This window comes from Microbacterium aurugineum (assembly GCF_023101205.1).
Lineage (GTDB): Bacteria > Actinomycetota > Actinomycetes > Actinomycetales > Microbacteriaceae > Microbacterium > Microbacterium aurugineum.
In genome coordinates, this window is sequence record NZ_CP078078.1 from 2482489 (window position 1) to 2505947 (window position 23459).

Sequence of the window (23459 nt, forward strand, 5' to 3'; positions counted from 1 at the left end):
CTGTCGGCATGACCTACGCCGCGCTCCAGCCCCTCGCCGACCGTGCCGCTCTGTTCGTCGCGCTCCGCCAGGACGCCCTCTCCGCCGCCGCCGATGCCCTCGGCGAGCACCGCTGGGACGCGGACATGGCGCAGGGAACGCTCACCTTCACCGCGAACGACGACCCGTCGCGCCAGCTCGTCACACGCGCGCACCTGATCGCCACGATCGCACCCGGGCCGCCCTCGCTGCTCTGGGCCTGGGCTCATCCCAGTGGAGACCCGCAGGGCATCGCGACGCAGCTGCACACCTACGGCACCGCGCACGGCATCACCGAACTGACCACGCCGGAGGTGCCGTTCCCCGCCGAAGCCTCGGGTGACGAGTGGATCGCGCAGGCCGCGCACACGGTCGGCGGCGCCGCGGTCGAGCTCACCGGACGCTCGCCGTACTACTCGGCCCCCGTCGGCAACGGCACCCGGGCGGTGTTCCTGCTCGACGCTCCGCTCGCGCCGCTCACCGTCGCGGTGGCCGTCGTCGCGCTGCCCCGCGTGCTCTCGGGAATGGATCTCTCCGACGCCCGCACGGCGGTGTGGGACCTCGCGCGGCTCGCAGGCTGGACCCTCACCTGGACCGACGAGTCCTTCTCGGGCGCGATCGTCACGGATGCCTCCGGGACGGCGACGTTCCGCTTCGACGAGCAGGCCCGCATCAGCGGCATCGAGAGCACGCTCACCGCACAGGGGTGAGTCCGCGAAGGCGGATGTGGGATTCTGGTCGCATGAAGAACGGAATCGTGCGATTCGTCGCGCTCGCGGTGTTCAACGTCGCCGTTCTGCTGCTGATCGGCGTGCTGCTGCCCGGTGTCTCAGTGGGCCTGAACGCCCTGTGGGCGTCGGTCGTCCTGACCCTCGCCGCTCTCTTCGTGAAACCTCTGCTGGCAGGTGCGTTCCGCAAGTCGGCGGCGAAGTCCGCCGCCGAGCGCACGAAGGCCGGCGAGAAGGTCGTGCAGTACGTGCTCGTGTACGTCGTCGAGCTCATCATCTGGGTGCTCACGGTGTGGCTGAGCGGCGTCCGCGCCTCGGGGTTCTGGGGCTTCGTGCTCCCGCCGGTCGCTCTGCTCCTCGGCTGGGTGATCTACGACCGGATCGATGACAGGATGCGGGCCAAGACCGCGGAGATCTACGACTCCGTGCAGGCGAAGGTGAGGGGCGGCAGCCGGTCGAAGCCTGCGCCCGCCACGAACACCGCGGCGTCGGAGTCGCCGGAGATGGCGGCTGCACGCGAAGAGCTCCGCGACGGCCTGACCCCCGAACAGCGTCGAATGTTCGACGAACTCGGCTGACCGTCGTCCGGAGGGGTGCCCCACGCGGGCACCCCTCCGGAAGCGATCAGGCGAGCCGCTCTGCGGCCTCCACGACGTTCGTCATGAGCAGGGCGACGGTCATCGGGCCGACGCCACCCGGGTTCGGCGAAAGGTACCCGGCGACGTCCGCGACGCCGGGCGCCACGTCGCCGAACACCAGGTTCTTCCCGGTCTCCGGGTCGGTCTCCCGGGTCACGCCGACGTCGAGCACTGCTGCCCCCGGCTTGACGTCTTCGGGACGGATGAGGTGCTTGACGCCCGCGGCCGCGACGATGACGTCGGCCTCCCGCAGGTAGCGAGGCATGTCGACCGTGCCCGTGTGGGTCAGCGTGACCGTGGCGTTCAGGTCGCGACGGGTGAGCAGGAGCCCGATCGAACGGCCGATCGTGACCCCGCGGCCGACCACGACCACGTGCTTGCCCCTGAGGTCGTAGTCGTTGCGCAGCAGCAGCTCGATCACGCCGCGCGGTGTGCAGGGCAACGGCGTGTGGATCGGACCGTTGACGTTGAGCACCAGGCGGCCGAGGTTGGTCGGGTGCAGACCGTCGGCGTCCTTCGCCGGGTCGATCCGCTCGAGGATGGCGTCCGTGTCGAGGTGCTTCGGAAGAGGCAGCTGCACGATGTACCCGTGGCACGCGGGATCGGCGTTGAGCTCGTCGATCAGCGCCTCGACCTCGGCCTGCGTGGCGTCCGCCGGGAGCTCGCGCTGGATCGAGTTCATCCCGATGCTCTCGGACTGCCGGTGCTTCATGCCCACGTAGAGCTGCGAGGCCGGGTCGGCCCCCACGAGCACCGTCGCGATGCCCGGGGTGATCCCCTTCGCCGTCAGCGCGGCCACCCGCTCGGTGAGCTCCGCACGGATCGCGGCCGATGCGGCCTTCCCGTCCAGGATCTTCGCGGTCACTGCTGCAGGTCCGGGTAGAGCGGGAACGCGGCGGCCAGGGCGTCGACGCGGGCACGCAGCGACTCCACGTCCGCACCGGGGAGCAGTGCGAGCGCGATGATGTCGGCGACCTCGGTGAACTCGGCGTCCCCGAAACCGCGGGTCGCGAGTGCGGGCGTGCCGATGCGCAGACCCGAGGTGACCATCGGCGGGCGCGGGTCGTTCGGGACCGCGTTGCGGTTCACGGTGATGTGGATGTCGTGCAGGAGGTCTTCTGCCTGCTTGCCGTCGATCTCGGCATCACGCAGGTCGACCAGCACCAGGTGCACATCGGTGCCGCCCGAGCGCACGGCGATGCCGGCATCCTTCAGGTCCTGCTTCGACAGACGCTCGGCGATGAGTGCGGCACCGCGCAGCACGCGCTCCTGGCGCTCCTTGAACTCGGGCGTGCCAGCGAGCTTGAACGCGGTCGCCTTGGCGGCGATCACGTGCATGAGCGGCCCGCCCTGCTGGCCCGGGAACACGGCGGAGTTGATCTTCTTGGCGATGTCGGCGTCGTTGGTGAGGATGAAGCCCGAGCGCGGCCCGCCGATCGTCTTGTGCACGGTCGACGAGACGACGTGGGCGTGGGGCACCGGGTTCGGGTGCAGGCCCGCGGCCACCAGACCCGCGAAGTGCGCCATGTCGACCCAGAGCAGAGCCCCGACCTCGTCGGCGATCTCGCGGAACGCCGCGAAGTCCATCGTGCGCGGGTAGGCCGACCAGCCGGCGATGATGACCTTGGGTCGGTGCTCGATCGCGAGACGGCGCACCTCCGCCATGTCGATCGTCGAGGTCTCGGGGTCGACACCGTACGCGACGATGTCGTACAGGCGACCCGAGAAGTTGATCTTCATGCCGTGCGTCAGGTGACCACCCTGGTCGAGGGAGAGGCCGAGCAGGGTGTCGCCGGGGCGGGCGATGGCATGGAGGACCGCGGCGTTGGCGGAGGCGCCGGAGTGCGGCTGCACGTTCGCGAACTCGGCACCGAACAGGCTCTTCGCCCGCTCGATCGCGAGGGACTCGGCGACGTCGACCTCTTCACAGCCGCCGTAGTACCGACGCCCGGGGTAGCCCTCGGCGTACTTGTTCGTGAGCACCGAGCCCTGCGACTGCAGCACCGAGACGGGAACGAAGTTCTCGGAGGCGATCATCTCGAGGAAGGTCTGCTGACGCTTCAGCTCACGGTCGAGGACCTGAGCGATCTCCGGATCGACTTCGGCGAGCGGGGCGTTGAAGTAACGGTCGGTCATGATGACGTGCTCCTTTGACAACGGATTCGAAAGGGGTGTTCCTATCGGCCCAGGCGCGCGGTCGAATTCCGTGGTCAGTCGCTCCCCGGTGGTAGTCCACCCAGACGCCAGTCGCGACGGTTACGAGCATAGCCGATGCCGGAGCCGTCGCACGCGGTCGCGACGACGACGGCGCAGAATCGTTTCGATTCCCCCATTCCCTCCTGCCACGACGACCGGTAGGTTTTGTTCATGGTCCTTCCTCATCCTCTTCCGCTCGTCCCTGCGCCCGTGTCCGCCGTCGCACGGGAGGAACGGATGCCGCTCACCGCGACGACGCGCGTGCTCGGCTCCTCCCCGGCCGCCGCGCAGCTGGTCGACGCGATCGAACGCCGCACCGGAATCCGCCTCGCCCTCGTCGATGAGGCCGACGCCGAGATCGAGCTCCTCGTCGACCCCGCCTCCTCCGCACCCGAGGGCTACACGCTCGAGATCGGAGAGCGGGCGATCCTCGTCGGCGCCGACGAGGCCGGGCTCTTCTACGGCGTCCAGACCTTGCTGCAGCTGCTGCGCCAGGAGGACTCCGGCTGGGCGCTGCTCGGTGCCGACGTCGCCGACTCCCCGCGCTTCGCCCGACGAGGTGTCATGCTCGATGTGGCTCGGCACTTCTTCGGCGTCGACGACGTGAAGAAGTTCATCGACAGCACCAGCGCCCTCAAGTTCAACCACCTGCACCTGCACCTGACCGACGACCAGGGATGGCGCGTGCACATCGACTCCTGGCCGTTGCTCACCGAGCGGGCGGCCGGCACCTCCGCGAACGGAGACCCGGGTGGCTTCTACACGAAGGACGACTACCGCGAGATCGTGGCCTACGCCGCCTCGCGTCACATGATCGTGATCCCCGAGATCGATCTGCCCGGCCACACCCACGCGATCGGCGTCGCCTACCCCGAGCTCGTCGAGGCACCCGTGCTGAACGACAACCTGATCGCGGACTCCGCTCGCCTCGGCCAGCCGCTGCCCGTCGCCGGCGAGACGTACCTCGGCTGGGGCGTCGGTCACTCGAGCGTCCGCATCCACGACGAGCGCACCTACGCGTTCGTGCGCGACGTCGTCCGCGAGCTCGCCGAGATGACCCCGGGACCGTACATCCACGTGGGAGGCGACGAATCGCTCGGCACCCCGCAGGCCGACTTCGACCTGTTCGCCGAGCGCGCCACCGCGATCGTCGTCGAGGCCGGCAAGACGCCGGTCGCCTGGCACGAGATGGGCTCGGCCGCAGACATCGCCGAGGGCACCGTCGGCCAGTACTGGGGCAAGACCACCCCCGAGGGCACGCACGCCGAGGAGGCCGCCCACTTCGTCGAGCGCGGCGGCGCGCTGATCATGTCGGCGGCGAACGTCACCTACCTCGACATGAAGTACTCCGAGGACTTCCCCCTCGGCCTCACCTGGGCGGCCATCATCGACGTCCGCTCCGCGTATGAGTGGGAACCGACCTCCGTCCTCGACGTGCCGGACGCCGCGATCCTCGGCGTGGAGGCTCCGCTCTGGTCCGAGACCACCCGGACCCTCGCCGAGGTCGAACAGCTGGTCTTCCCCCGGGCGGCAGCGCAGGCCGAAGTGGCCTGGTCGCCGCAGGGAGGCCCGGAACGCACCTGGGAGTCCTTCCGCGTCCGGGTCGGGGCGCTCGCGCCGCTGTGGAAAGCTGAGGGGGTCGACTTCCACCCCGCAGAAGAAATCCCCTGGAGCGAACGTTGAGCACCCACTCCTCCGCGACCGGCTCGCTGGTCATCCATTCGGCACGCATCGTCGACGGCGGCGCGATCACCGAAGACGCCTGGGTCCGGATCGAGGAGGGCACCGTCGCAGCCCGCGGCACCGGTTCGGACTGGACATCGGCGGATGCAGTCGTCGATGCCACGTCCGTCGCCGGAGCGGGCGCCCTGCTCACCCCCGGCTTCGTGGACATCCACGGGCACGGCGGAGCCGGAGCGTCGTTCGACGACGGCGTCGACGCCATCCGCATCGGTCGCGACCTGCATCGCGCCCACGGCACCACGCGCGCCGTCGTTTCCCTGGTGACCGCATCGGTGGATTCGCTCGCACGGAACGTCGCCCTGATCGCCGACCTGACCGAGACGGACGCCGACATCCTCGGCTCCCACCTCGAGGGCCCGTTCCTCGACCCCGGCCATCACGGCGCTCATGAGCCGTCGCTGCTGCGCCATCCGGTCGCCGCGGACGTCGCACGACTGCTGGATGCCGGGCGAGGCACGGTCCGCCAGGTGACGATCGCACCGGAGCTCCCCGGCGCGCTCGACGCGATCAGGCAGATCGTGGCCGCAGGCTCGGCGGCCGCAGTGGGTCACACCGACGCGGATGCCGCGACGGCTGTCGCCGCTTTCGAGGCCGGTGCTTCGATCCTCACCCACGCCTTCAACGCGATGCCGGGCATCCACCATCGTGCGCCGGGCCCGGTGCTGGCCGCTGCGGCGGATCACCGGGTCGTGCTCGAGGCGATCGCCGACGACGTGCACCTCGATCCGCACGTCGTCAAGCTCGTGTTCGACGCGGCACCCGGTCGGGTCGCGCTCGTCACCGATGCGATGGCCGCGGCGGGAAGCGCCGACGGCCACTACGACCTCGGCGCGGTCAGCGTCACGGTGAAGAACGGCGTGGCCAGGGCGGATGACACCGGCTCGATCGCCGGCTCGACGCTCACCCAGGACGTCGCACTGCAGCGCGCGGTCGCTGCCGGCGTGACCCTCGAAGAGGCCGTGCGGGCGCTCACCGAGACCCCGGCCCGGGCGATCGGACGCGGCGCTGTGCTCGGTGGCCTGCGCCCCGGCATGCTCGGCGATGTCGTGCTGCTCGATGCGGAACTGCGCGTCGCGCGCGTCTGGTCAGGACCCCGACTCGCCTAGGTCCTGCGTCGCGCGCGACGCACAGCTCTGCGCTCTCCGGTCGTACGTGCACAGGGCGGAGGGCCGCCGTTCCCCAGATCGGCGGCCCCGTCCCCTGCAGAGACGGGCGGCCGGGAACTCCTCCCCCGAGGCTCCCGACCGGCCCACCGGCGCATTCACCCCTCGCACCAGTGCCTGAACCCCGCCCCCCGGAGGAGTTCTTCGTGGCTGTCTCTCTGTGATGAGACGACGGTCTCATCGATTCATTACGCGACTTCGTGAAAAATCTTCGAGAAGTTCCTTCCGTCGCTCACCCGGTGCGGGCGGGAGGCCGCCGTTCCCCGAACGGCGGCCTCGCTCCCCCTCCTGAGACGGACGGGCGGGGTACCTCCCCCGAGGCCCCGACCGCCCTACCGAAGCGAATACCGCTCGCACCGGCGCCTGGACTCCGCCCCCGGAGTCCGATTCGGCTGTCCTAACGATGAGACGGTCGCACCACGGATTCATTACGCGACTTCGCGAAATTCTTCGAGAAACAGCGTTTCCATGCTCGGACGCGGACCGGATCCGCCGACGCGCGCCCCCGGAAGTCTGCGTACTTCGTGGGAAAGAGTGGCTTCCCTGGGAAATTCGCGAGAGACTGGAAAAGTCGCGTGATGAGCGGCGCCTCCACGCGTCTCACCCTGTAGAGGCGCAACCGCGCCCAGCGACAGATGGATGATTGTGCACGAAGAGAACTCGAGTCACGACGAACTGATCGGTGATGCCGACCTGATCCTCCGCGCCCGTTCGGGCGACACGGGGGCCTTCGGCGAACTCTGGCGACGCCACTACCCCTCGGGAATCACGGTCGCCCGATCCATCACATCATCGATCGACCCGGATGACCTGGTGCAGGAGGCGTACACACGCATCTACCAGGCGATCATCAAGGGCGGCGGACCGAACGGATCGTTCCGTGCCTACTTGTTCACGAGTATCCGCAACACCGCGGCAGGCTGGGGACGTGCCCGTCGCGAGACCGCGATCGACGAGCTCGACACCGTCGCCGACCCCGAGACCACCGACCAGGCGGCGAACGAGGCGCTCGACCGGAGCCTCACCGCGCAGGCGTTCCGCAGTCTTCCCACGCGCTGGCAGGAAGTGCTGTGGTACACCGAGATCGAGCAGATGAAGCCGCAGGAGGTCGGTCACCTCCTCGGGATGAAGTCCGGTGCCGTGTCGCAACTGGCATTCCGTGCACGTGAGGGTCTCCGCGAAGCGTGGATCCAGGCGCATCTGCGCAGCGCCGAAGACGGCTCCGAATGCCAGTGGACCATCGAGCATCTGGGCGCCTACTCGCGGGGCAACCTCAGCACGCGCGACCACAAGCGACTCGAACTGCATCTCGACGACTGCGCGCGCTGCATGATCGTCGCTGCCGAGGCCAAGGATGTCTCGCAGCGTCTCGCCCTCGTTCTGCTTCCTCTCGTGCTGGGTGTCGCCGGCGCCTCGGGCTACCTCGCGACCCTGCAAGGCGCAGGCGCCCCGATCGTCGCTCTCGCGGCCATGCCGTCCAGCATTCCCGGTGCCGTCTTCGGCGGCGACGGAGGAGCCGGGGCCGTCGCCGCAGGCACGGCCGCGTCCGGCGCGGGCACGGGTTCCGGCGGCGGCGCAGGTTCGGGCGGCGCCGCAGGTGGCGGTGCCGGTGGCGCGGGTGCCTCCGGCGGAGTCTTCACCGGGATCGGCGCACTCGTGGGAGCGGGATCCGCGGCTCTGGTCGTGGCCGGCGTCGTCGCTGCGGCGACGATCCTCCCCGGACTCGCCGGAGCGAACCCGGAGACGTCGCTGCCCAGTGCCGGCGACACCGACCCGTCGTCGATCACCTCGGACGTCGGACCCGATGAGTCGATGACGCTCGACGAACCTGTCGTGATCGACGAGCCGGTCACCCCTCCGCCTGCGCCGGTCCCTCCTGTGGAGGAGACCAGGACGCCCGCCGCGGACGCGGCCCCACCGGTCGAGACCCCTCCGGTCGCCCCGGTGACCCCGGTGGCCCCTGTGGCTCCGGTCGCGCCTCCCGAGCCGGTCGACCCCGTGCCTCCCGTCGATCCCCCGGACCCCGAGGTCGCGGAGTATCCCGTGATCATCTTCGGTGCGCCGGGCGCGACCGTCGAGGGACTGCTCGACGACAGCCCGGACGGCGGCGACACCATCGTCCTCGATGAGTTCGGCCAGGGGACGCTCGTCTTCTCGCCGAGCGTCGCTCAGAACGCCGCGCCCGAGGCGACGAAGGTCACCGTCACCCACACGCCCCCCGTGGGACAACAGGCGTTGATCCACCTGCCGCTGCGGGACTTCACTCCTGAGGGCGGCGTCATCGGGATCCGGTTCCTGGGCGACTGGGAGATTCCGCCGACGGAGGAGCCGGACACCGAGGACCCCGCGACCGAGGAACCGAACCCCGAGGACCCCCCGGCAGAGGAGCCCCCGACAGAAGAGACGCCGCTCGACGAGTCCACGAACGACACGACGCCGACGGACGACACGACGCCCGCCGACGAGACCCCCGTGGACCACGCACCTGCAGACGAGGAGCCCACGGAGGCTACCCCGCAGGAGACGGACCCCGCCGCGGTCGAGCCTGCCGCGTCCACGGCTCCCGAATCCGCTGCGCCCGGCACCGGAGCAGCGGATGACTCCACGGCCCCGACCGAGGACGCTCCCGCCGACGAATAGACTGGATCCATGCCCTCGGATTCCGCCCCCGTCCCCGGTGTCGACCGCCCGGCCTTCTCCGTCCTCGACATCGTCCGCGCCGTCGTCCTGGTCGTCGCCGTGGCCTCGCTCGCGCTGTGGGGCTTCGCCAGCTGGGACCTCCCGTGGAACATCATCGTCGGCATCGGGGCACCCGTCATCGTGGTCGTGATCTGGGCGCTGTTCCTCTCGCCACGGGCGGTGCTCCGTGTGCACCCGTTCCTTCGCGCCGCGGTCGAGCTGCTCATCTACGTCGGTGTGACCATCGCGTGGTGGTCGATGGGACAGGCCCTGATCGGCACGGCTTTCGCGCTCGTGGCCGTGGTGTCCGGGGTGCTCAGCGGTCGGCGCGCGCTGTCGTGAGTGCCCTGTCGTGAGTGCCCTGTCGTGACTGTTCTGACGCTTCTGCGCGAGTCGCTCGGCGCGCTCATCGACACCGACGAGGCCTCGCTCGAGGAGGCCAGAGCCGATCGATCGGGTCACGCGGCACCCGGACGCCCTCTCGCCGTCGTGCATGCGGAATGCGTCGAAGACGTCCAGAAGACGATGCGCATCGCCACCGAGACCCGTACGCCGGTCGTCGTCCGTGGTGCCGGGACCGGTCTGGCCGGCGCGGCGAACGCCGGCAGCGGCGAGATCGTGCTGTCCCTGCGGCGCATGACCAAGATCCACGAGGTGCGTCCCGACGATCTGCTCGCCGTCGTCGAGCCGGGCATCCTCAACGCCGACCTCAACACCGAACTCGCACGGCACGGGCTCTGGTGGGCGCCCGACCCCGCGAGCCGCGACATCTCCACGGTCGGCGGCAATATCGCCACCGGCGCGGGCGGACTGCTGTGCGCTAAGTACGGTGTCGTGCGCGATGCCGTGCTCGGCGTCGACCTCGTCCTCGCCGACGGCAGGCTGCTGCATCTCGGGCATCGCAGCGTCAAGGGCGTGACGGGCCTCGACCTCACCGCGCTGGTCGTGGGCTCCGAGGGCACTCTGGGCGTGATGGTCGGAGCGACGCTGAAACTGCGCAGGCTCGTCCCGGGCGAGACCTGCACGATCACCGCCACCTTCCCCGGCGTCCGCGCCGCTGCGGCGGCCTCCGCCGCGGTGACCGCCGCAGGCGTGCAACCGGCGATCATGGAGCTGATGGACGCGGCCAGCCTCGCGGCCGTGCACGCGTTGCTCTCGCTCCCCGCCCCCACGTCAGGGGCGGCCCAGCTGACCATCCAGACCGATGGCCCCGCGGCCGTCGCCGAGGCCGCCACGATCGCCGAGATCCTCCGCGCCCACGAGGGGGTCACGGTCGTCTCGCGCGACCGCGCCGAAGGGGAACGGCTGCTCGCGATCCGCCGGTCCATGCACGCCGCGATGGCGTCGCTCGGCACCACACTCATCGAGGACGTCTCGGTGCCGCGCAGTGCGATGCCCGCGATGTTCGACGAGATCGCGCGCATCGAGCAGGAGTACGCGCTGACGATCCCGACCGTGGCGCACGCCGGCGACGGAAACCTGCACCCGAACTTCCTCTTCGACGGTCCTGAGGCACCGCCGGAGGTCTGGGCCGCGGCCGACGAGCTGTTCCGCGCAGCGATCCGGCTGGGCGGGACCCTGACCGGTGAGCACGGCATCGGGGTCCTCAAGCGCCGCTGGCTCGCCGACGAGCTGGGCGAGGACCAATGGCAGCTGCAGCGTCAGATCGCCGCGGTGTTCGACCCGCTCGGCATCCTCAACCCCGGGAAGGTCTTCAGCCCCGATGCCTGACATCCACGTGAGCGCGGCCGTGATCGCGGATGACGAGGGCCGGGTCCTGGTCGTGCGCAAACAGGGGACGACCCGGTTCATGCAGCCCGGCGGCAAACCCGAGCAGGGTGAGACCGCTGCGCAGACCCTGATCCGCGAGCTGCACGAGGAACTGGGGGTGCTGCTCGACGAGTCCGACCTCCGCCCCCTCGGCACCTTCATCTCCGCGGCCGCGAACGAGCCGGGTCACCGTGTCGTGGCCGAGGCTTTCGCCGCCTCGCTCGATCCCGGATCCGTGACGGTCCAGGCGGAGCTGGCCGAGCTGCGGTGGATCACCCCGAGCGATGTCGCGACACTTCCGCTGGCGCCCCTGAGCATCGAGCACCTGCTGCCGATCGCCTGGCCCCCGCTCGCGGACTGACCGCGTCCTCCGGCGTCAGATGCCCTGCCAGGCCGGCTTGTTCGCGAAGGTGTAGCGGTAGTAGTCGGCCAGGGCGAGGCGAGACGCCGCGGCCTCGTCGACGACGACCGTGGCGTGCGGGTGCAGCTGGATCGCAGAACCCGGGAGGAGCGCGGTGAGCGGCCCTTCGACCGCGCGGGCGACAGCGTCGGCCTTCCCCTCGCCGAACGCGAGCAGCACGAGGTGGCGCGCCTTCAGGATGGTGCCGAGCCCCTGCGTGATGCAGTGCATCGGCACGTCGTCGATCGAGTCGAAGAAACGGGCGTTGTCTTCGCGGGTCTGCTCGGTGAGGGTCTTCACACGGGTGCGCGAGGCGAACGAGGAACCCGGCTCGTTGAAGCCGATGTGCCCGTCGGTGCCGATCCCGAGGATCTGCAGGTCGACACCGCCGGCGGCGTCGATCGCGGCCTCGTAGTCGTCACCCGCGTGCTGGATCGTCGCGAGCGCACCGTTGGGCACATGGATCCGCTCCGGATCGAGGCCGAGCGGCTCCACGACCTCGCGCGAGATGACCGACCGGTAGCTCTCCGGGTGCGCGGGGTCGATGCCGACGTACTCGTCCAGGGCGAAGCCTCGCAGCTGCGAGAGATCACGACCGGCCAGCTGGGCGCGCAGAGCCTGATAGACGGGCAGCGGAGTCGATCCCGTTGCGAGGCCGAGGACGGCGTCGGCACGACGCTCGATCAGCTCCACGATCTCGGTGGCGACCAATGCGCCGGCGGCCTCGGCATTCTCGACGATGACGACCTCAGCCATGCGGGACGATCTCCTTCTCGGTGATGGATGCGCCGACGAGTGCGGCGCCGAAAGCGGCAGCGGGAGATCCCGCGGGGAGCAGTTCGATTCTCTCATCCAAGCGGAGCGACCGCATGAACGGTGACGCCTCCGCCCCCGCATGCAGCGCCGCGCGGACACCGTTCTCGAGACGGTCACCGAGCGCGGTGAGCCCGCCCCCGATGATGACGGTCTCGACATCCGCCGAGAGCACGAGCACACGCACCGCGGCCGCAGCGCCGTGATAGAGATCATCGCGAAGGGCGGACGCCAGGGGATCGCCGGCGTCGGCGGCATCGAAGATGTCCCTGATCGGCAGCGCCCCCGGCCGCCCCCAGGCCTTGGCGAGTGCTCCCCCACCGCAGAAGGTCTCGACACAGCCGCGCTGCCCGCAGCCGCAGAGCCGTCCGTGCGGATCGACCGAGATGTGCCCGACCTCACCGGCCGTCCCGCGGGCGCCGCGCCAGATGCGTCCGTCGAGCACGATCCCGGCCGCGACGCCGGTACCGAGATTCAGATATGCCATCGACCCGGTGACCCCGCTGAGCACGGCCGCCCCGAGGGCCGCCGCCTTCACGTCGTTCTCGACGCGGAAGGGTACTCCGAGGGCGCGCTCGGCTCGATCCGCGAGATCGAGTGACTCCACGCCGAGATTGACCGCGTGGACGACGCGCCCCGCTTCGGCGTCTACCAGCCCCGGGATGCCGATGCCGACGGAGCCGATGCGCGAGATCGGAAGGCCGGCCTCGTCGGCGAGCGCGGCGACCGACGCCACGATGCTCTCGACGACCGCCTCCTCACCCCATCCGGTCGGCCGGCGGTGGCGACCGATGATCTCGCCGGTGGCGTCGACGGCGACCGCGTCGATCTTGGTGCCGCCGACGTCCAGGCCCACTCGAATCTGCCGACCGGCTCGGTCGGCGGCTCCTGCACCCTTCATCGGATGCGGCTCCCCGTGGTGTCAGCGTCGGTGCAGGCGGACGTCACGACACTCCCAGCTGTCCGGAGAGCACCATCACCGCAGCACCGCGCAGGACGATGTCGTCCTGATGCGTCAGTCGCACGATGACGTCTTCGAACACGCCCTCGAGGGTCCGTGCGTGGAGGGTCTCGATGGCGGCGTCGATCAGGATGCCGTCGAGCAGGTCGGCCGGACCGGACAGGACGACCTCGGACAGGTCCAGCGCGGCGACGATGGGGGCGATGGCGATCGCCATGCGGGTCCCGGCGTCACGGAGGATGTCGTCGCGGGAGTCGGGGTCGGCAGCGATCGCGGCACCCAGGCGGCTGACGCTCAGCCAGGCCTCGAGGCAGCCGTCCTTGCCGCAGGCGCATCGCGGTCCGCCGTCGGTGCCGACGACGACGTGTCCGATCTCCCCCGCGGCGAAGCGGCTCCCGAGCAGCGGCTGGCTTCCGGTGATGAGACCGGCACCGACGCCGCGTCCGATCTTGATGAGCATGAAGTCGGCTTTGGCTTCGCCGAAGGTGTACTCGGCCAACACGGCGGCGTTGGCGTCGTTCCTGGCGAGCACGGGAAGGTCGAGATCGACCCCGAGCTTCGCTTCGAGCGGGAAGTTCGTCCATCCGAGGTTCGGTGAGCTCAGCACGACCCCGTCCGGCCGCACCACACCGGGCGTGCCGATCCCGACGCCCAGCAACGGCTGGGTGGAGGCGGCGATGAGCGTCTGCGCGAGCTCGCGCAGCGCGGCATAGGCGGCTTCGCCGTCGGGCGACTCCGGGCGCGGCACCTCACGACGTTCGAGCACGTCGCCGTCGAGGCTCAGGACGGCACCGGTGAAGGCGCTGGGGCCGGAGAGATCGAGACCGAGGATCTGGTGACCGACGCGGTCGATGTCGATGAGGATCGGCGGCTTGCCGGGACCGACGGCCTCGCGGACGCCCATCTCGATGACGATGCCGTCTGCGATGAACTCGGCGACCAGGTCGGAGATGGTCACCCGGGTCAGCCCCGTCTCGCGGGACAGGTCAGCGCGGCTCATGGCTCCCGCGTGGTACAGCGTCTGCAGGACCAGGGCGCGATTGTGTCCGCGCGCGTGCTCCGGAAGCACTTTCGAGCGGGACCGCAGGTGGCGCCCCGGGCCGAAGGCATGCGTGTTCACGCCGAGGTACTCCACCGGCGAGGCGGGACGCTGTTCATCCGAAACGGACATGTTTGTTAGTAGACCTTACGAACAAAATTTGTGCAACCTCTCCCCGCAGACCCGCGAGGAGGGTTACCGAAACGTTACATTACTTTCGATGCTCGACGGGAGTGCTCTCCGAGCGCTCCCTGAGACGGGCGACCAGGCCGGCGACGATCCCCTCCCTGGCCTCGATCGTGAGGGGCTTGCCGGGCACTCCCGGACGACGCTGATCGGGCGTGGGCCCATCCAAGGGACGATACCGCACACCCGCGGCGCGCAGACGGCGCAGATGGGTCGGAAGGCGCCGAGCGAAGTCGGCGTACGGTGCCGGCTCGCCGCCCTCCCAGAGCCGTTCGGCGATCGCCGCGAGCCGCGGGAACATCGCGAAGTCGACACGGTCACGGGTGGGCAGATGCTCGCTCCAGACGTTGGCCTGACCGCCCACCGCGCCCTCCTCGACGCGAAGCGAGTACGCGCGCTCGATCGTCAACGGCGGCCCCACCCTGATCGGCTCCTCCGCCGACTCCGATTGCGGGTAGTCGAGATAGGCCTCGAGGTCGGGACAGGCCACGACGGGGATCCCGCGCGACAGGGCGGCCCGCATCGCCACCGGCCCCCGCCAGGCGAGGATCCGCACTCCTTCCGGCACCTCGCCCTCGAGCACCTCGTCCCACGCGAGCGCCGTGCGCCCTCTGGCCCGGACGTGCGCGACGAAGTGCGCCGTGAACCACGGCTGCACGTCGTACGGGGTGGCGAGTCCGAGTTCCGTCATCCGCGCGGCGGCCGCCGGGCTCTCCGCCCACTCGGTCACGGGGACCTCATCGCCGCCGATCCCGATCCACTCCGAGGAGAACACCTCGCACAGGGCATCGATCGCCGCGCGCCCGAACGCCAGCGCGGCCTCGGTCGGCGCGAGGGTGCGGGGATTGACCCCGAAGCGCTCCCACGCGGAGACAGCCGGGTCGGCGACATCGACGTTGCCGAGCTGCGGGTAGGCGGCGAGCGCGGCCTGGACATGGCCGGGCAGCTCGACCTCCGGCACGAGCGTCACGAAGCGATCGGCCGCGTAGGCGACGAGCTCGCGCAGCTCCGCGGTGGTGTAATACCCCTCATGCACGCCCGGCTCGACGGTGGCGAGCGGACCATGACCGCGCTGCGTCGCTTCTCGGCGCGAGCCGACCTCGGTGAGCAGCGGGTAGCCGGGAACCTCGAAGCGCCACCCCTGGTCATCGGTGAGGTGCAGATGCAGGACGTTGAGGTGGTGCTCGGCGAGGAGGTCGATCACCCGACGCACCTCGTCGACCGGCCGGAAGTGCCGCGCCACATCGAGCATGACCCCGCGCCAGCCGTATGCGGGCGCCCCCTCCCACGCACCGGCCGGGACCAGCGCCGACTCCGCATCCGGATCGCGCAGCTGTCTCAGCACCGTGGCGCCCCGGAACACCCCGGCCGCACTCGCGCCCCGGACCTCGATGCCGTCGGCGTCCACGCGCACGCGGAAGGCCTCGTCGGCGATGCGGCCGTTCGACGCCGCCGCGGCGCCGAGGTCACCGTCGATGAGCAGCCGGATGGGTGCGGCGGCGGCATCGTGCCCTCCACCGCCCAGCCGCGCAATCGCGGCGGCGACCTCCGGTGACCCGGCGATCGGTGTCCCGCTCGTCCAGACGAAGCCGGGCTCCGCAGCATCGATGTGCGCCCGGACGCGGGGTACCGTCGACCGATGTGCCGCCGGTGGCATCCTCAGCGCCCGTCCCGGCGCGGCCCCCGTGGGTTCGCCGTCGGAGACCACGGCCACGCCGTCGACCAGCACCTCGACGATGCCCTGCGGAGCGGTGAAGGGGCTGTCGAAGGTGGCGCCCGCGGCGATCGTCTCCGGATCGAACAGCACCAGGTCGGCGATCGCTCCCTGCCGGATGACGCCGCGCGGGGCGTCTCCGCGGTCGAGGCCCAAGCGACGCGCCGGCGTCGCGGAAAGGTGCTGGACAGCTTCCTCCAGCGTGAGGACTCCGAGCTCGCGCACGTAGTGTCCGAGGTACCGGGGGAAGGTGCCACGGCCCCGCGGGTGCGGTCGGGCACCAATCAGGATCCCGTCGCTTCCTCCCGAGTGCTGCGGATGGCGCATGATCGCGCGCACGTTCTCCTCATCACCGATGTGCATCAGGATCCCGGTCGCACCGGCATCGGCGAGCACCGTGTCGAGCACGACGTCGACGGCCCGTCGTCCGGTCGTCTCGGCGATCTCCGCCACCGTGCGACCGACGAGATCGGCGAGTGCGGGGTTGGCGGTGCCGGAGATCTGGATCTGCGTCCAGTCCGCCGTCTCGCCGTGGAACCCGTCGCAGCCGATGTCCTCGAGCTCTACGCGCACGGCTTCGCGGCCGGCGGCGTCGAGGTCAGAGATGACACGCAGCAGGTCACCCGTCGCTGCCAGCCTGCTCGGCAGCAGAGCCGCGAGCGTCGTCGCACCAGGCAGGTAGGGGTAGGTGTCCAGGGTCACGTCGACACCGTCGGCGAGGGCCCCATCGATCACTGCCAGCAGTTCCCCGGCGCGTCCCCTGTTCGGAGCGAAGTTCATGGTGGCGTGCGTGAGATGCACGGGGCAGCCGGTGCGGCGACCGATGTCGAGCGCCTCCCGGTAGGCATCGAGCGCTCCCCCGCCGTAGCTGCGGGTGTGCGGGGCCCAGTATCCGCCGCGCTCGGCGACCACCCGGCACAGCGCCTCGAGTTCGGCCACGTCGGCATACATCCCGGGCGTGTAGGTGAGGCCGCTCGACATCCCGAAGGCGCCGGCGTCGAGAGCCGCGCCCAGCAGCTCCGCCATCGCGGTGATCTCCTCGGCGGTCGCCGGACGGTTCTCGTGACCGACCACCATCATCCGGAGGTTCCCCTGGGGCACGAGGACAGCGGCGTTCGCGACCGTCGCCGCGTCGATCGCGGAGAGGAGGTCGTCCATGGTGCGCCAGGGCGTGTCGGCGGGCATCCCGTTCCATCCGGCGATCTGGCCCGGGATGACCGCGGCGGTGGCGTCGTCGAGCGGCGCATAGCCGAGACCGTCCTGGCCGAGGACCTCGGTCGTCACGCCCTGCCGGATCTTCGCGTCGTGGGCGGTGCCGCTCAGCACCGCGAGCTCGCTGTGGGCGTGCATGTCGATGAATCCGGGGGCGAGCACGAGACCGCGCGCGTCGATCTCGATCGCCCCGTCCGGAAGGTCGAGGACATCGTCCGGCTCGGCGACCGGCAGGACCGCGACGACCCGGGCCCCTTCGACCGCCACGTCGGCAATGAAGCGGGCGGCACCCGTCCCATCGACGACCGTCGCTGAGCGATACACCCGCACCAGCCCGACCGCAGCCTTCTCCGCGCTCAGAAGCATGTCGCGACCGCTCCGATCACGCGAGGATCAGCGGCGTCGGGATCGTCGATGACCGCGACCACCCGCCACTTGTCGAACGCCGTGCACGGGTGTGAGAGACCGAGACGCACGACGTCGCCGACGGCCACCGCCGCGCCGTCCGTGAGGTGGAGGAAGGCGTGCTGGTCGTTCAGGGCGGTGATCTCCCCCTCGACGGATTGCGGCACGGGCAGGTCGAGATCGAACGGCACATCCCGCCGACCCGCATCGAGCAGGGCGAGTCCGTCCTCCGGCTGCGACACGACGCGGGACCAGGCGTGCATCGCGGAGCGAAGCGGCGCGGTGCCGGTCACGGGGCCGAACGGGGACATCCGTGAATAGAAGCCGTCGTCGTGGATCTGGAACGCGCCCGAGCGGAGGACGACATCCGCCCCGGTCCCCGCGGAGGAAAGCACAGCCGCCGCGCGGTCGGGAAACGCGCTGCCGCCGGCACTGAGCACGGGCCGGACACCTTCGGGGTACTCCACCCTCGTGTGCAGTGCGACCATGGTCCGGAGGTAGGCGTCGACAGCCTCGATGGACGCGTCACTGCGGTCCGGTCCGAACGGTCCCTCGTAACCCGTGACACCGGCGAGCCGGAGACCGGGGGCGTCCGAGATCGCCTGAGCGATCCGCTCCCCCTCCGCCACGGTCCGCGCGCCCGTACGGCCGTGGGCGCCGCCCAGCTCGACGAGGACATCGAGCGGTCGTGCCGCATCACCCATCCCCGCCGCCAGGATCTCGACCCCGGCGAGCGAGTCCGCCCCGCACAGGACGCGCAGATCCTCGTCGGCGGCGAGCAGCTCACCGAGTCGACGCACGGCGGCGCGGTCGGTGACGGCGTTGGCGATCAGGACGGTCGGGACGCCCGCGTCGATCGCCACCTCGGCCTGCCACGGTGTGGCGACCGAGATGCCCCATGCCCCCGCGTCGAGGAGCCGCTGCCAGAGCGCCGGCGCCATCGTGGTCTTGCCGTGCGGGGCGAGCAGCACCCCCTGCTCCTTCGCCCAGGCGAACACGGTCTCCTCGTTGTGCCCCAGCGCCTCCTCGTGCACCGTGAGCACCGGGGTGACCAGATCGGAGAGGCGCAGTCCGGCATCGGGCACCTCCGAGAGACGGAGTCCCGCGGCGCGCGCCGGGAAGCCCTTCGTCCAGGCGCCGAGAACGGGATCCGGAATTTGTAGAGGCATCTAACAAGGCTACTAGGCTGGCGGCATGACCGCGAAGATCCGAGTTTCCACCGACGCCGCCCCCGCCCCCGCTCACACCTTCTCCCAGGGGATCCGCAAGGGTCCGTTCGTGCAGGTCTCCGGGCAGGGCCCCGTCGACCCGCAGACGAACGAATACCTCCACCCGGGGGACGTCGCCGCGCAGACCACTCGCACCCTCGAGAACGTCAAGGCGATCGTGGAGGCATCGGGCGCGACCTTCGATGACGTCGTGATGCTGCGCGTCTACCTCACCAAGCGCGAGGACTTCCCGATCATGAACGACGCCTACGGTGCGTTCGTCACGGCACACACCACGAGCGGCGTGCTCCCCTCGCGCACCACCGTGTTCACCGGCCTGCCGCGGGAGGAGATGCTCGTCGAGATCGACGGCATCGCCATCATCGACTGACACCCGGAGCGCGGGGGGTGACGATACCACGGACCGTTGCCTCCCCGTTACCTCCCATCCCGTACCATTGATCCCCAGGACACGTTTGAGAACCGGGGGGTGAAGTTCGTGACCGATCTGATTTCTGCGCCGGGCGCAGCCGAGGCGCACGGCGACCACTCCGCCTCGACGGCCGTGCTCACGCCGGCAGACGCGCCGACCGACACGGTGCCGCCCACCACCGGCGAGCAGCCGCTGGCCTGGGCTCCGATCGAACCGGCCCCCAAGAAGCGGCACCTCGGCCTCTGGATCGGGATCGGTCTCGGCGCCGTCGCTCTGGGCGCAGGCGCCGCATCCCTGGTCCTCATCGCACCGGGCACCACCGTCGCCGGAGTGCCGGTCGGCTGGATGACGCCGGGCGCTGCCGCCGAGGCCGTCAGCACGCAGATCGCTCAGACCGAGGTCACCCTGACGGGTGCGGGAGAAGACACCGTGCTCACCGGCGCAGACCTCGGCGCCACGGTCGACGCCACCGCGCTCGCCGATACCGCTTTCGCAGAGCGTCCGCTCTGGAATCTCGGCATGTGGATGGGCGATCCCGTCCCGGGCGAGATCACCCTCGATGCCGACACCGCGTCCGCGGCGCTGCGCAGCGCCGTCCCGACGAGCTTCGACGACCCGGTGGACGCCGGTGTCGTGTTCGACGCGGCCGCCGGCACCTACGTCATCACCCCGTCCGAGGCCGGCACCGGAATCGATGTCGACGATCTCAATGCCGCCTTCGCCGACGCGGTCGCCGGCGGGAGCACGACGTTCGACTACCCGGGTGGTCCTGCTGAAGCCCTGCCCGCCGTCTCCGACGACGACGCCACGGCCACGGCCGCCTCCCTCAACACCATGCTCTCGACCGTCGGCTTCTACGTGGGCGACGAACGCACCGTCCCCGTCGCGCCGGCAGTCGCCGCCAGCTGGCTCACCGTGATCGATGAAGACGGCCAGCTGCGCATCGAGGCCGACCCCGCGACCATCCAGGCGACCGTCGACACGCTTCCCGGACTCGTCGACCGCGCTCCGGTCAACGCCACGAACATCGTCGACTCCGGCGGCACCGTGCTCCGCGCCGAGCGGGAGGGCGTCGCAGGCCGCGCGCTCGGTGACACCTCAGACGTCGCGGCGGAGTTCGCTCAGCAGCTCGCCGCGGGCGACGGCGTCTACAAGCTCACGGTCACCGAGACCGCATTCGAGACGGTCAACCTCTTCCGTCGTATCGAGATCAACCTGAGCCAGCAGCGCACGTACCTCTTCGAGAACGACGAGGTCGTCAAGTCCTGGGCCGTCTCCACCGGTCTTCCGGGCACCCTGACCCCGGCGGGCAACTTCCGGGTGTTCGCGCACACGGCGATGCAGGACATGGGTTGCTTCGAGGGCGCACCCTACTGCACGGAAGACGTGCCGTGGATCACCTGGTTCGCCCCGAACATCGGCTTCCACGGCACCTACTGGCACAACAACTTCGGTCAGCGGATGAGCCACGGCTGCGTCAACCTGCCGATCGATCTGGCCAAGTACGTCTACGACTGGTCCCCCGAGGGCCTCGAGATCTCCGTCTACTACTGATCCGCACGCACCCCTGATCCGCACGCACCGCTGATCCGCACGGTACGCCTGTGCCTCCTCAGCCCCCGCCAGCCTTGTGCGCGCCGGCCGCGCAGATGCATGGCCGAACCACACCTGCATGACCCCGCCCCCGGACCGGGTCATGCGTGTGGTCGGGGATCATGCATCCGGAAGGGAGCTGGGACGGGAAAGGGGGCGGATGCCGACGCATCCGCCCCCTTTCCCGTGGATCAACGCAGGGCGTCGACGATGCCGTTCAGCGTCACGGACGGGCGCATGACAGCGGACACGAGGGCGTCATCCGGACGGTAGTAGCCGCCGATCTCCACCCGCGCGCCCTGCACCGCGTTGAGCTCGGAGACGATCTTCTCCTCGTTCTCGGTGAGCGTCGCGGCGATCGGGGCGAAGGCCGCAGCGAGTTCGGGGTCCTTCGTCTGCTTCGCGAGCTCCTGCGCCCAGTACAGGCCCAGGTAGAAGTGGCTCCCGCGATTGTCGATCGTTCCGAGCGCGCGTCCCGGCGAACGGTCCTCTTCGAGGAAGGTTCCGGTCGCGGCGTCGAGGGTCTCGGCCAGCACCCGCGCCTTCTCGTTGCCCGTACGGTCAGCGAAGTGCTCGAGCGAGGCGGCCAACGCGAAGAACTCGCCCAGCGAGTCCCAGCGCAGGTAGTTCTCCTCCACCAGCTGCTGCACGTGCTTGGGTGCGGAGCCTCCCGCCCCCGTCTCGAACAGTCCACCGCCGGCGAGGAGCGGCACGATCGAGAGCATCTTGGCGCTCGTGCCGACCTCGAGGATCGGGAACAGGTCGGTCAGGTAGTCGCGCAGCACGTTGCCCGTCACCGAGATGGTGTCCAGGCCGTGGCGCATGCGCGCGAGCGTGTAGCGCGTGGCTTCCTCGGGCGCGAGGATCGTGATCGTCAGCCCCTTGGTGTCGAGCGTCGCGAGCCCCTGGTGCACCTTGGCGATGATCTGCGCGTCGTGCGAGCGGTTGGCGTCGAGCCAGAACACCGCGGGGTCGCCGGTGGCACGGGCACGCGAGACCGCGAGTCGGACCCAGTCCATCACCGGGATGTGCTTGGTCTGCGTCGCGCGCCAGATGTCGCCCTTGCCGACCGTGTGCTCGATGACGACGGTGCCCTCACTGTCGAGCACCTGGACGATACCGTCCGCCGCGATCTCGAAGGTCTTGTCGTGGCTGCCGTACTCCTCGGCCGCCTGCGCCATCAGCCCCACGTTGGGAACGGTGCCGATCGTGGCGGGGTCGAGCGGACCGTTGGCGATCACGTCGTCGATCACGGCCTGGTAGACGCTCGCGTAGGAGGAGTCGGGGATGACGGCGAGAGTGTCCGCCTCTTCCCCGTCCTTGCCCCAGAGCTTGCCGCCGTTGCGGACGAGCGCGGGCATCGACGCGTCGACGATCACATCGCTCGGCACGTGCAGGTTCGTGATGCCCTTGTCGGAGTTCACGTACGAGAGGCGGGGCCCCTCGGCGATGGCCTTGTCGAAGGCCGCGGCGATCTCTTCGCCCCCCGCGACGTTCGCGAGTCCGCTGAGGATCGATCCGAGGCCGTCGTTCGCGCTGAGCCCGGCAGCGGCGAGCTGATCGCCGTACTGCGCAAACACGTCGGCGAAGAAGGCCCGCACCACGTGACCGAAGATGATCGGGTCGCTGACCTTCATCATGGTGGCCTTGAGGTGCACCGAGTAGAGCACGTCGTCGGCCTTCGCGGCCGCCAGAGTGTCGGCGAGGAACGCGTCGAGCTCCGTGGCTGAGAGGAAAGTCGCGTCGATGATCTCGCGCGGCAGGACCTTGAGTCCTTCCTTGAGCACCGTGACCGTGCCGTCCTCCGCGGTGTGACGGAAGCTGAGCACGTCGTCGTGGGCCGCGACCCAGGAACGCTCGTTGTGCTTGAAGTCGTCGTGGCCGAGGGTCGCGACACGGGTCTTCGATCCCGCAGCGAACGGCTTGTTGCGGTGCGGGTGCTTCTTCGCGTAGTTCTTCACCGCGAGAGGAGCGCGGCGGTCACTGTTGCCCTCACGCAGCACCGGGTTCACGGCGGAGCCCTTGATGCGGTCGTAGCGGGCCCGGACGTCCTTCTCCTCGAGCGACGACGGCTCGTCCGGGAAGTCCGGGATGTCGTAGCCCTGCGCCTGCAGCTCGGCGATCGCGCCCTTGAGCTGGGGAATGGACGCCGAGATGTTCGGCAGCTTGATGATGTTCGCCTCGGGGAGCGTGGCGAGTCCGCCCAGTTCCGCGAGCGCATCGCCGACCTGCTGCTCCGGCGAGAGCTTCTGGGGGAAGGCAGCGAGGATGCGTCCTGCCAGCGAGATGTCGCGAGTCTCGACCTCGATGCCTGCCTGGCCGGTGTAGGCCTGGATGATCGGCAGGAACGAGGCGGTGGCGAGCGCCGGCGCTTCGTCCGTGTGCGTGTAGATGATGGCGTCGTCGGTCACCAGGTGGTTCTCCGCTCTGATAGTCAATTTGTCTCGACACCAAGATACCTGAGTGGCTCTGACCGCGTGGCCGGACCGGTCCCGGCGACGCCTCCCTGGGCACGACGCGCGAGCACGCCGAAGTGAAATGTTCCGCGGGGACGTGTGCC

18 protein-coding genes and 1 riboswitch are annotated in these 23459 nt (G+C 70.1%); of the genes, 10 read left to right on the plus strand and 8 right to left on the minus strand.

All coding sequences use genetic code 11. The features are described 5' to 3' along the window. Window positions 1-8: 8 nt before the first annotated feature. On the plus strand, window positions 9-728 hold the full coding sequence (locus tag KV397_RS11965; RefSeq protein ID WP_261811357.1) for a DUF6882 domain-containing protein: 720 nt from the start codon (window positions 9-11) through the stop codon (window positions 726-728). 32 nt (window positions 729-760) lie between these two features. Further along, window positions 761-1324, plus strand: a complete 564-nt coding sequence (locus tag KV397_RS11970; RefSeq protein WP_248569654.1) for a phage holin family protein — start codon at window positions 761-763, stop codon at window positions 1322-1324. A 46-nt stretch (window positions 1325-1370) separates the two neighbouring features. Here the strand turns inward: KV397_RS11970 and KV397_RS11975 are convergent, their stop codons facing one another. Next, entirely contained in the window at window positions 1371-2249 is an 879-nt protein-coding gene (locus tag KV397_RS11975) for a bifunctional methylenetetrahydrofolate dehydrogenase/methenyltetrahydrofolate cyclohydrolase (RefSeq protein ID WP_248569655.1), read from the minus strand. Then, complete coding sequence (glyA, locus tag KV397_RS11980; RefSeq protein WP_047522668.1) at window positions 2246-3520, minus strand: serine hydroxymethyltransferase; 1275 nt, start codon at window positions 3518-3520, stop codon at window positions 2246-2248. Before glyA ends, KV397_RS11975 begins: the two co-directional genes overlap by 4 nt. Window positions 3521-3560: 40 nt before the next feature. Next, window positions 3561-3645: riboswitch (ZMP/ZTP riboswitch) on the minus strand. 106 nt (window positions 3646-3751) lie between these two features. Here glyA and KV397_RS11985 point away from each other — a divergent pair. The 6 genes from KV397_RS11985 (at window position 3752) to KV397_RS12010 (ending at window position 11296) form a co-directional block, all read left to right on the plus strand. After that, the gene (locus tag KV397_RS11985; protein ID WP_153243725.1) at window positions 3752-5263 is read left to right on the plus strand and encodes a family 20 glycosylhydrolase; all 1512 of its coding nucleotides are present in this window, start codon (window positions 3752-3754) and stop codon (window positions 5261-5263) included. After that, window positions 5260-6429, plus strand: a complete 1170-nt coding sequence (locus KV397_RS11990) for an N-acetylglucosamine-6-phosphate deacetylase (protein WP_131492465.1) — start codon at window positions 5260-5262, stop codon at window positions 6427-6429. Before KV397_RS11985 ends, KV397_RS11990 begins: the two co-directional genes overlap by 4 nt. Before the next feature lie 696 nt (window positions 6430-7125). Next, on the plus strand, window positions 7126-9126 hold the full coding sequence (locus KV397_RS11995; protein ID WP_261811358.1) for a sigma-70 family RNA polymerase sigma factor: 2001 nt from the start codon (window positions 7126-7128) through the stop codon (window positions 9124-9126). 9 nt (window positions 9127-9135) lie between these two features. Beyond that, entirely contained in the window at window positions 9136-9507 is a 372-nt protein-coding gene (locus KV397_RS12000; RefSeq protein ID WP_131492468.1) for a YrdB family protein, read from the plus strand. Between the two features lie 24 nt (window positions 9508-9531). After that, the gene (locus KV397_RS12005) at window positions 9532-10896 is read left to right on the plus strand and encodes an FAD-binding oxidoreductase (RefSeq protein ID WP_153243722.1); all 1365 of its coding nucleotides are present in this window, start codon (window positions 9532-9534) and stop codon (window positions 10894-10896) included. Then, window positions 10889-11296, plus strand: a complete 408-nt coding sequence (locus KV397_RS12010; protein WP_047519834.1) for an NUDIX hydrolase — start codon at window positions 10889-10891, stop codon at window positions 11294-11296. Before KV397_RS12005 ends, KV397_RS12010 begins: the two co-directional genes overlap by 8 nt. Window positions 11297-11311: 15 nt before the next feature. On the opposite strand, the gene nagB is transcribed toward KV397_RS12010, so the two are convergent. The 5 genes from nagB to KV397_RS12035 all read right to left on the minus strand — a co-directional run bounded on the left by nagB (window position 11312) and on the right by KV397_RS12035 (window position 18834). Next, window positions 11312-12091 carry a glucosamine-6-phosphate deaminase gene (nagB, locus tag KV397_RS12015; protein WP_047519835.1) on the minus strand — a complete coding sequence of 260 codons (780 nt, stop codon included), beginning with the start codon at window positions 12089-12091 and terminating at the stop codon, window positions 11312-11314. Then, window positions 12084-13049, minus strand: a complete 966-nt coding sequence (locus KV397_RS12020; protein WP_205802334.1) for an ROK family protein — start codon at window positions 13047-13049, stop codon at window positions 12084-12086. The genes nagB and KV397_RS12020 overlap by 8 nt, the downstream gene beginning before the upstream one ends. 43 nt (window positions 13050-13092) lie before the next feature. Beyond that, entirely contained in the window at window positions 13093-14280 is a 1188-nt protein-coding gene (locus KV397_RS12025; RefSeq protein ID WP_131492472.1) for an ROK family transcriptional regulator, read from the minus strand. A 79-nt stretch (window positions 14281-14359) separates the two neighbouring features. Then, window positions 14360-17626 carry a family 20 glycosylhydrolase gene (locus KV397_RS12030; RefSeq protein ID WP_261811359.1) on the minus strand — a complete coding sequence of 1089 codons (3267 nt, stop codon included), beginning with the start codon at window positions 17624-17626 and terminating at the stop codon, window positions 14360-14362. Further along, the gene (locus KV397_RS12035; RefSeq protein WP_261811360.1) at window positions 17617-18834 is read right to left on the minus strand and encodes a type III PLP-dependent enzyme domain-containing protein; all 1218 of its coding nucleotides are present in this window, start codon (window positions 18832-18834) and stop codon (window positions 17617-17619) included. Before KV397_RS12035 ends, KV397_RS12030 begins: the two co-directional genes overlap by 10 nt. Window positions 18835-18859: 25 nt before the next feature. Between KV397_RS12035 and KV397_RS12040 the strand changes: the two genes are divergently transcribed. Next, on the plus strand, window positions 18860-19264 hold the full coding sequence (locus tag KV397_RS12040) for a RidA family protein (RefSeq protein WP_047519842.1): 405 nt from the start codon (window positions 18860-18862) through the stop codon (window positions 19262-19264). A gap of 99 nt (window positions 19265-19363) precedes the next feature. Then, window positions 19364-20860 carry a L,D-transpeptidase family protein gene (locus tag KV397_RS12045; RefSeq protein WP_261811361.1) on the plus strand — a complete coding sequence of 499 codons (1497 nt, stop codon included), beginning with the start codon at window positions 19364-19366 and terminating at the stop codon, window positions 20858-20860. Between the two features lie 230 nt (window positions 20861-21090). Here the strand turns inward: KV397_RS12045 and KV397_RS12050 are convergent, their stop codons facing one another. After that, entirely contained in the window at window positions 21091-23310 is a 2220-nt protein-coding gene (locus KV397_RS12050; protein WP_134353193.1) for an NADP-dependent isocitrate dehydrogenase, read from the minus strand. Window positions 23311-23459: the final 149 nt, after the last annotated feature.

Coding starts and splice junctions, on each gene's coding strand:
- KV397_RS11965 (WP_261811357.1), top strand. CDS start 9: ATGACCTACGCCGCGCTCCAGCCCCTCGCCGACCGTGCCGCTCTGTTC.
- KV397_RS11970 (WP_248569654.1), top strand. CDS start 761: ATGAAGAACGGAATCGTGCGATTCGTCGCGCTCGCGGTGTTCAACGTC.
- glyA (WP_047522668.1), bottom strand. CDS start 3,520: ATGACCGACCGTTACTTCAACGCCCCGCTCGCCGAAGTCGATCCGGAG.
- KV397_RS11985 (WP_153243725.1), top strand. CDS start 3,752: ATGGTCCTTCCTCATCCTCTTCCGCTCGTCCCTGCGCCCGTGTCCGCC.
- KV397_RS11995 (WP_261811358.1), top strand. CDS start 7,126: ATGATTGTGCACGAAGAGAACTCGAGTCACGACGAACTGATCGGTGAT.
- KV397_RS12000 (WP_131492468.1), top strand. CDS start 9,136: ATGCCCTCGGATTCCGCCCCCGTCCCCGGTGTCGACCGCCCGGCCTTC.
- KV397_RS12010 (WP_047519834.1), top strand. CDS start 10,889: ATGCCTGACATCCACGTGAGCGCGGCCGTGATCGCGGATGACGAGGGC.
- nagB (WP_047519835.1), bottom strand. CDS start 12,091: ATGGCTGAGGTCGTCATCGTCGAGAATGCCGAGGCCGCCGGCGCATTG.
- KV397_RS12020 (WP_205802334.1), bottom strand. CDS start 13,049: ATGAAGGGTGCAGGAGCCGCCGACCGAGCCGGTCGGCAGATTCGAGTG.
- KV397_RS12025 (WP_131492472.1), bottom strand. CDS start 14,280: ATGTCCGTTTCGGATGAACAGCGTCCCGCCTCGCCGGTGGAGTACCTC.
- KV397_RS12030 (WP_261811359.1), bottom strand. CDS start 17,626: ATGCTTCTGAGCGCGGAGAAGGCTGCGGTCGGGCTGGTGCGGGTGTAT.
- KV397_RS12035 (WP_261811360.1), bottom strand. CDS start 18,834: ATGCCTCTACAAATTCCGGATCCCGTTCTCGGCGCCTGGACGAAGGGC.
- KV397_RS12040 (WP_047519842.1), top strand. CDS start 18,860: ATGACCGCGAAGATCCGAGTTTCCACCGACGCCGCCCCCGCCCCCGCT.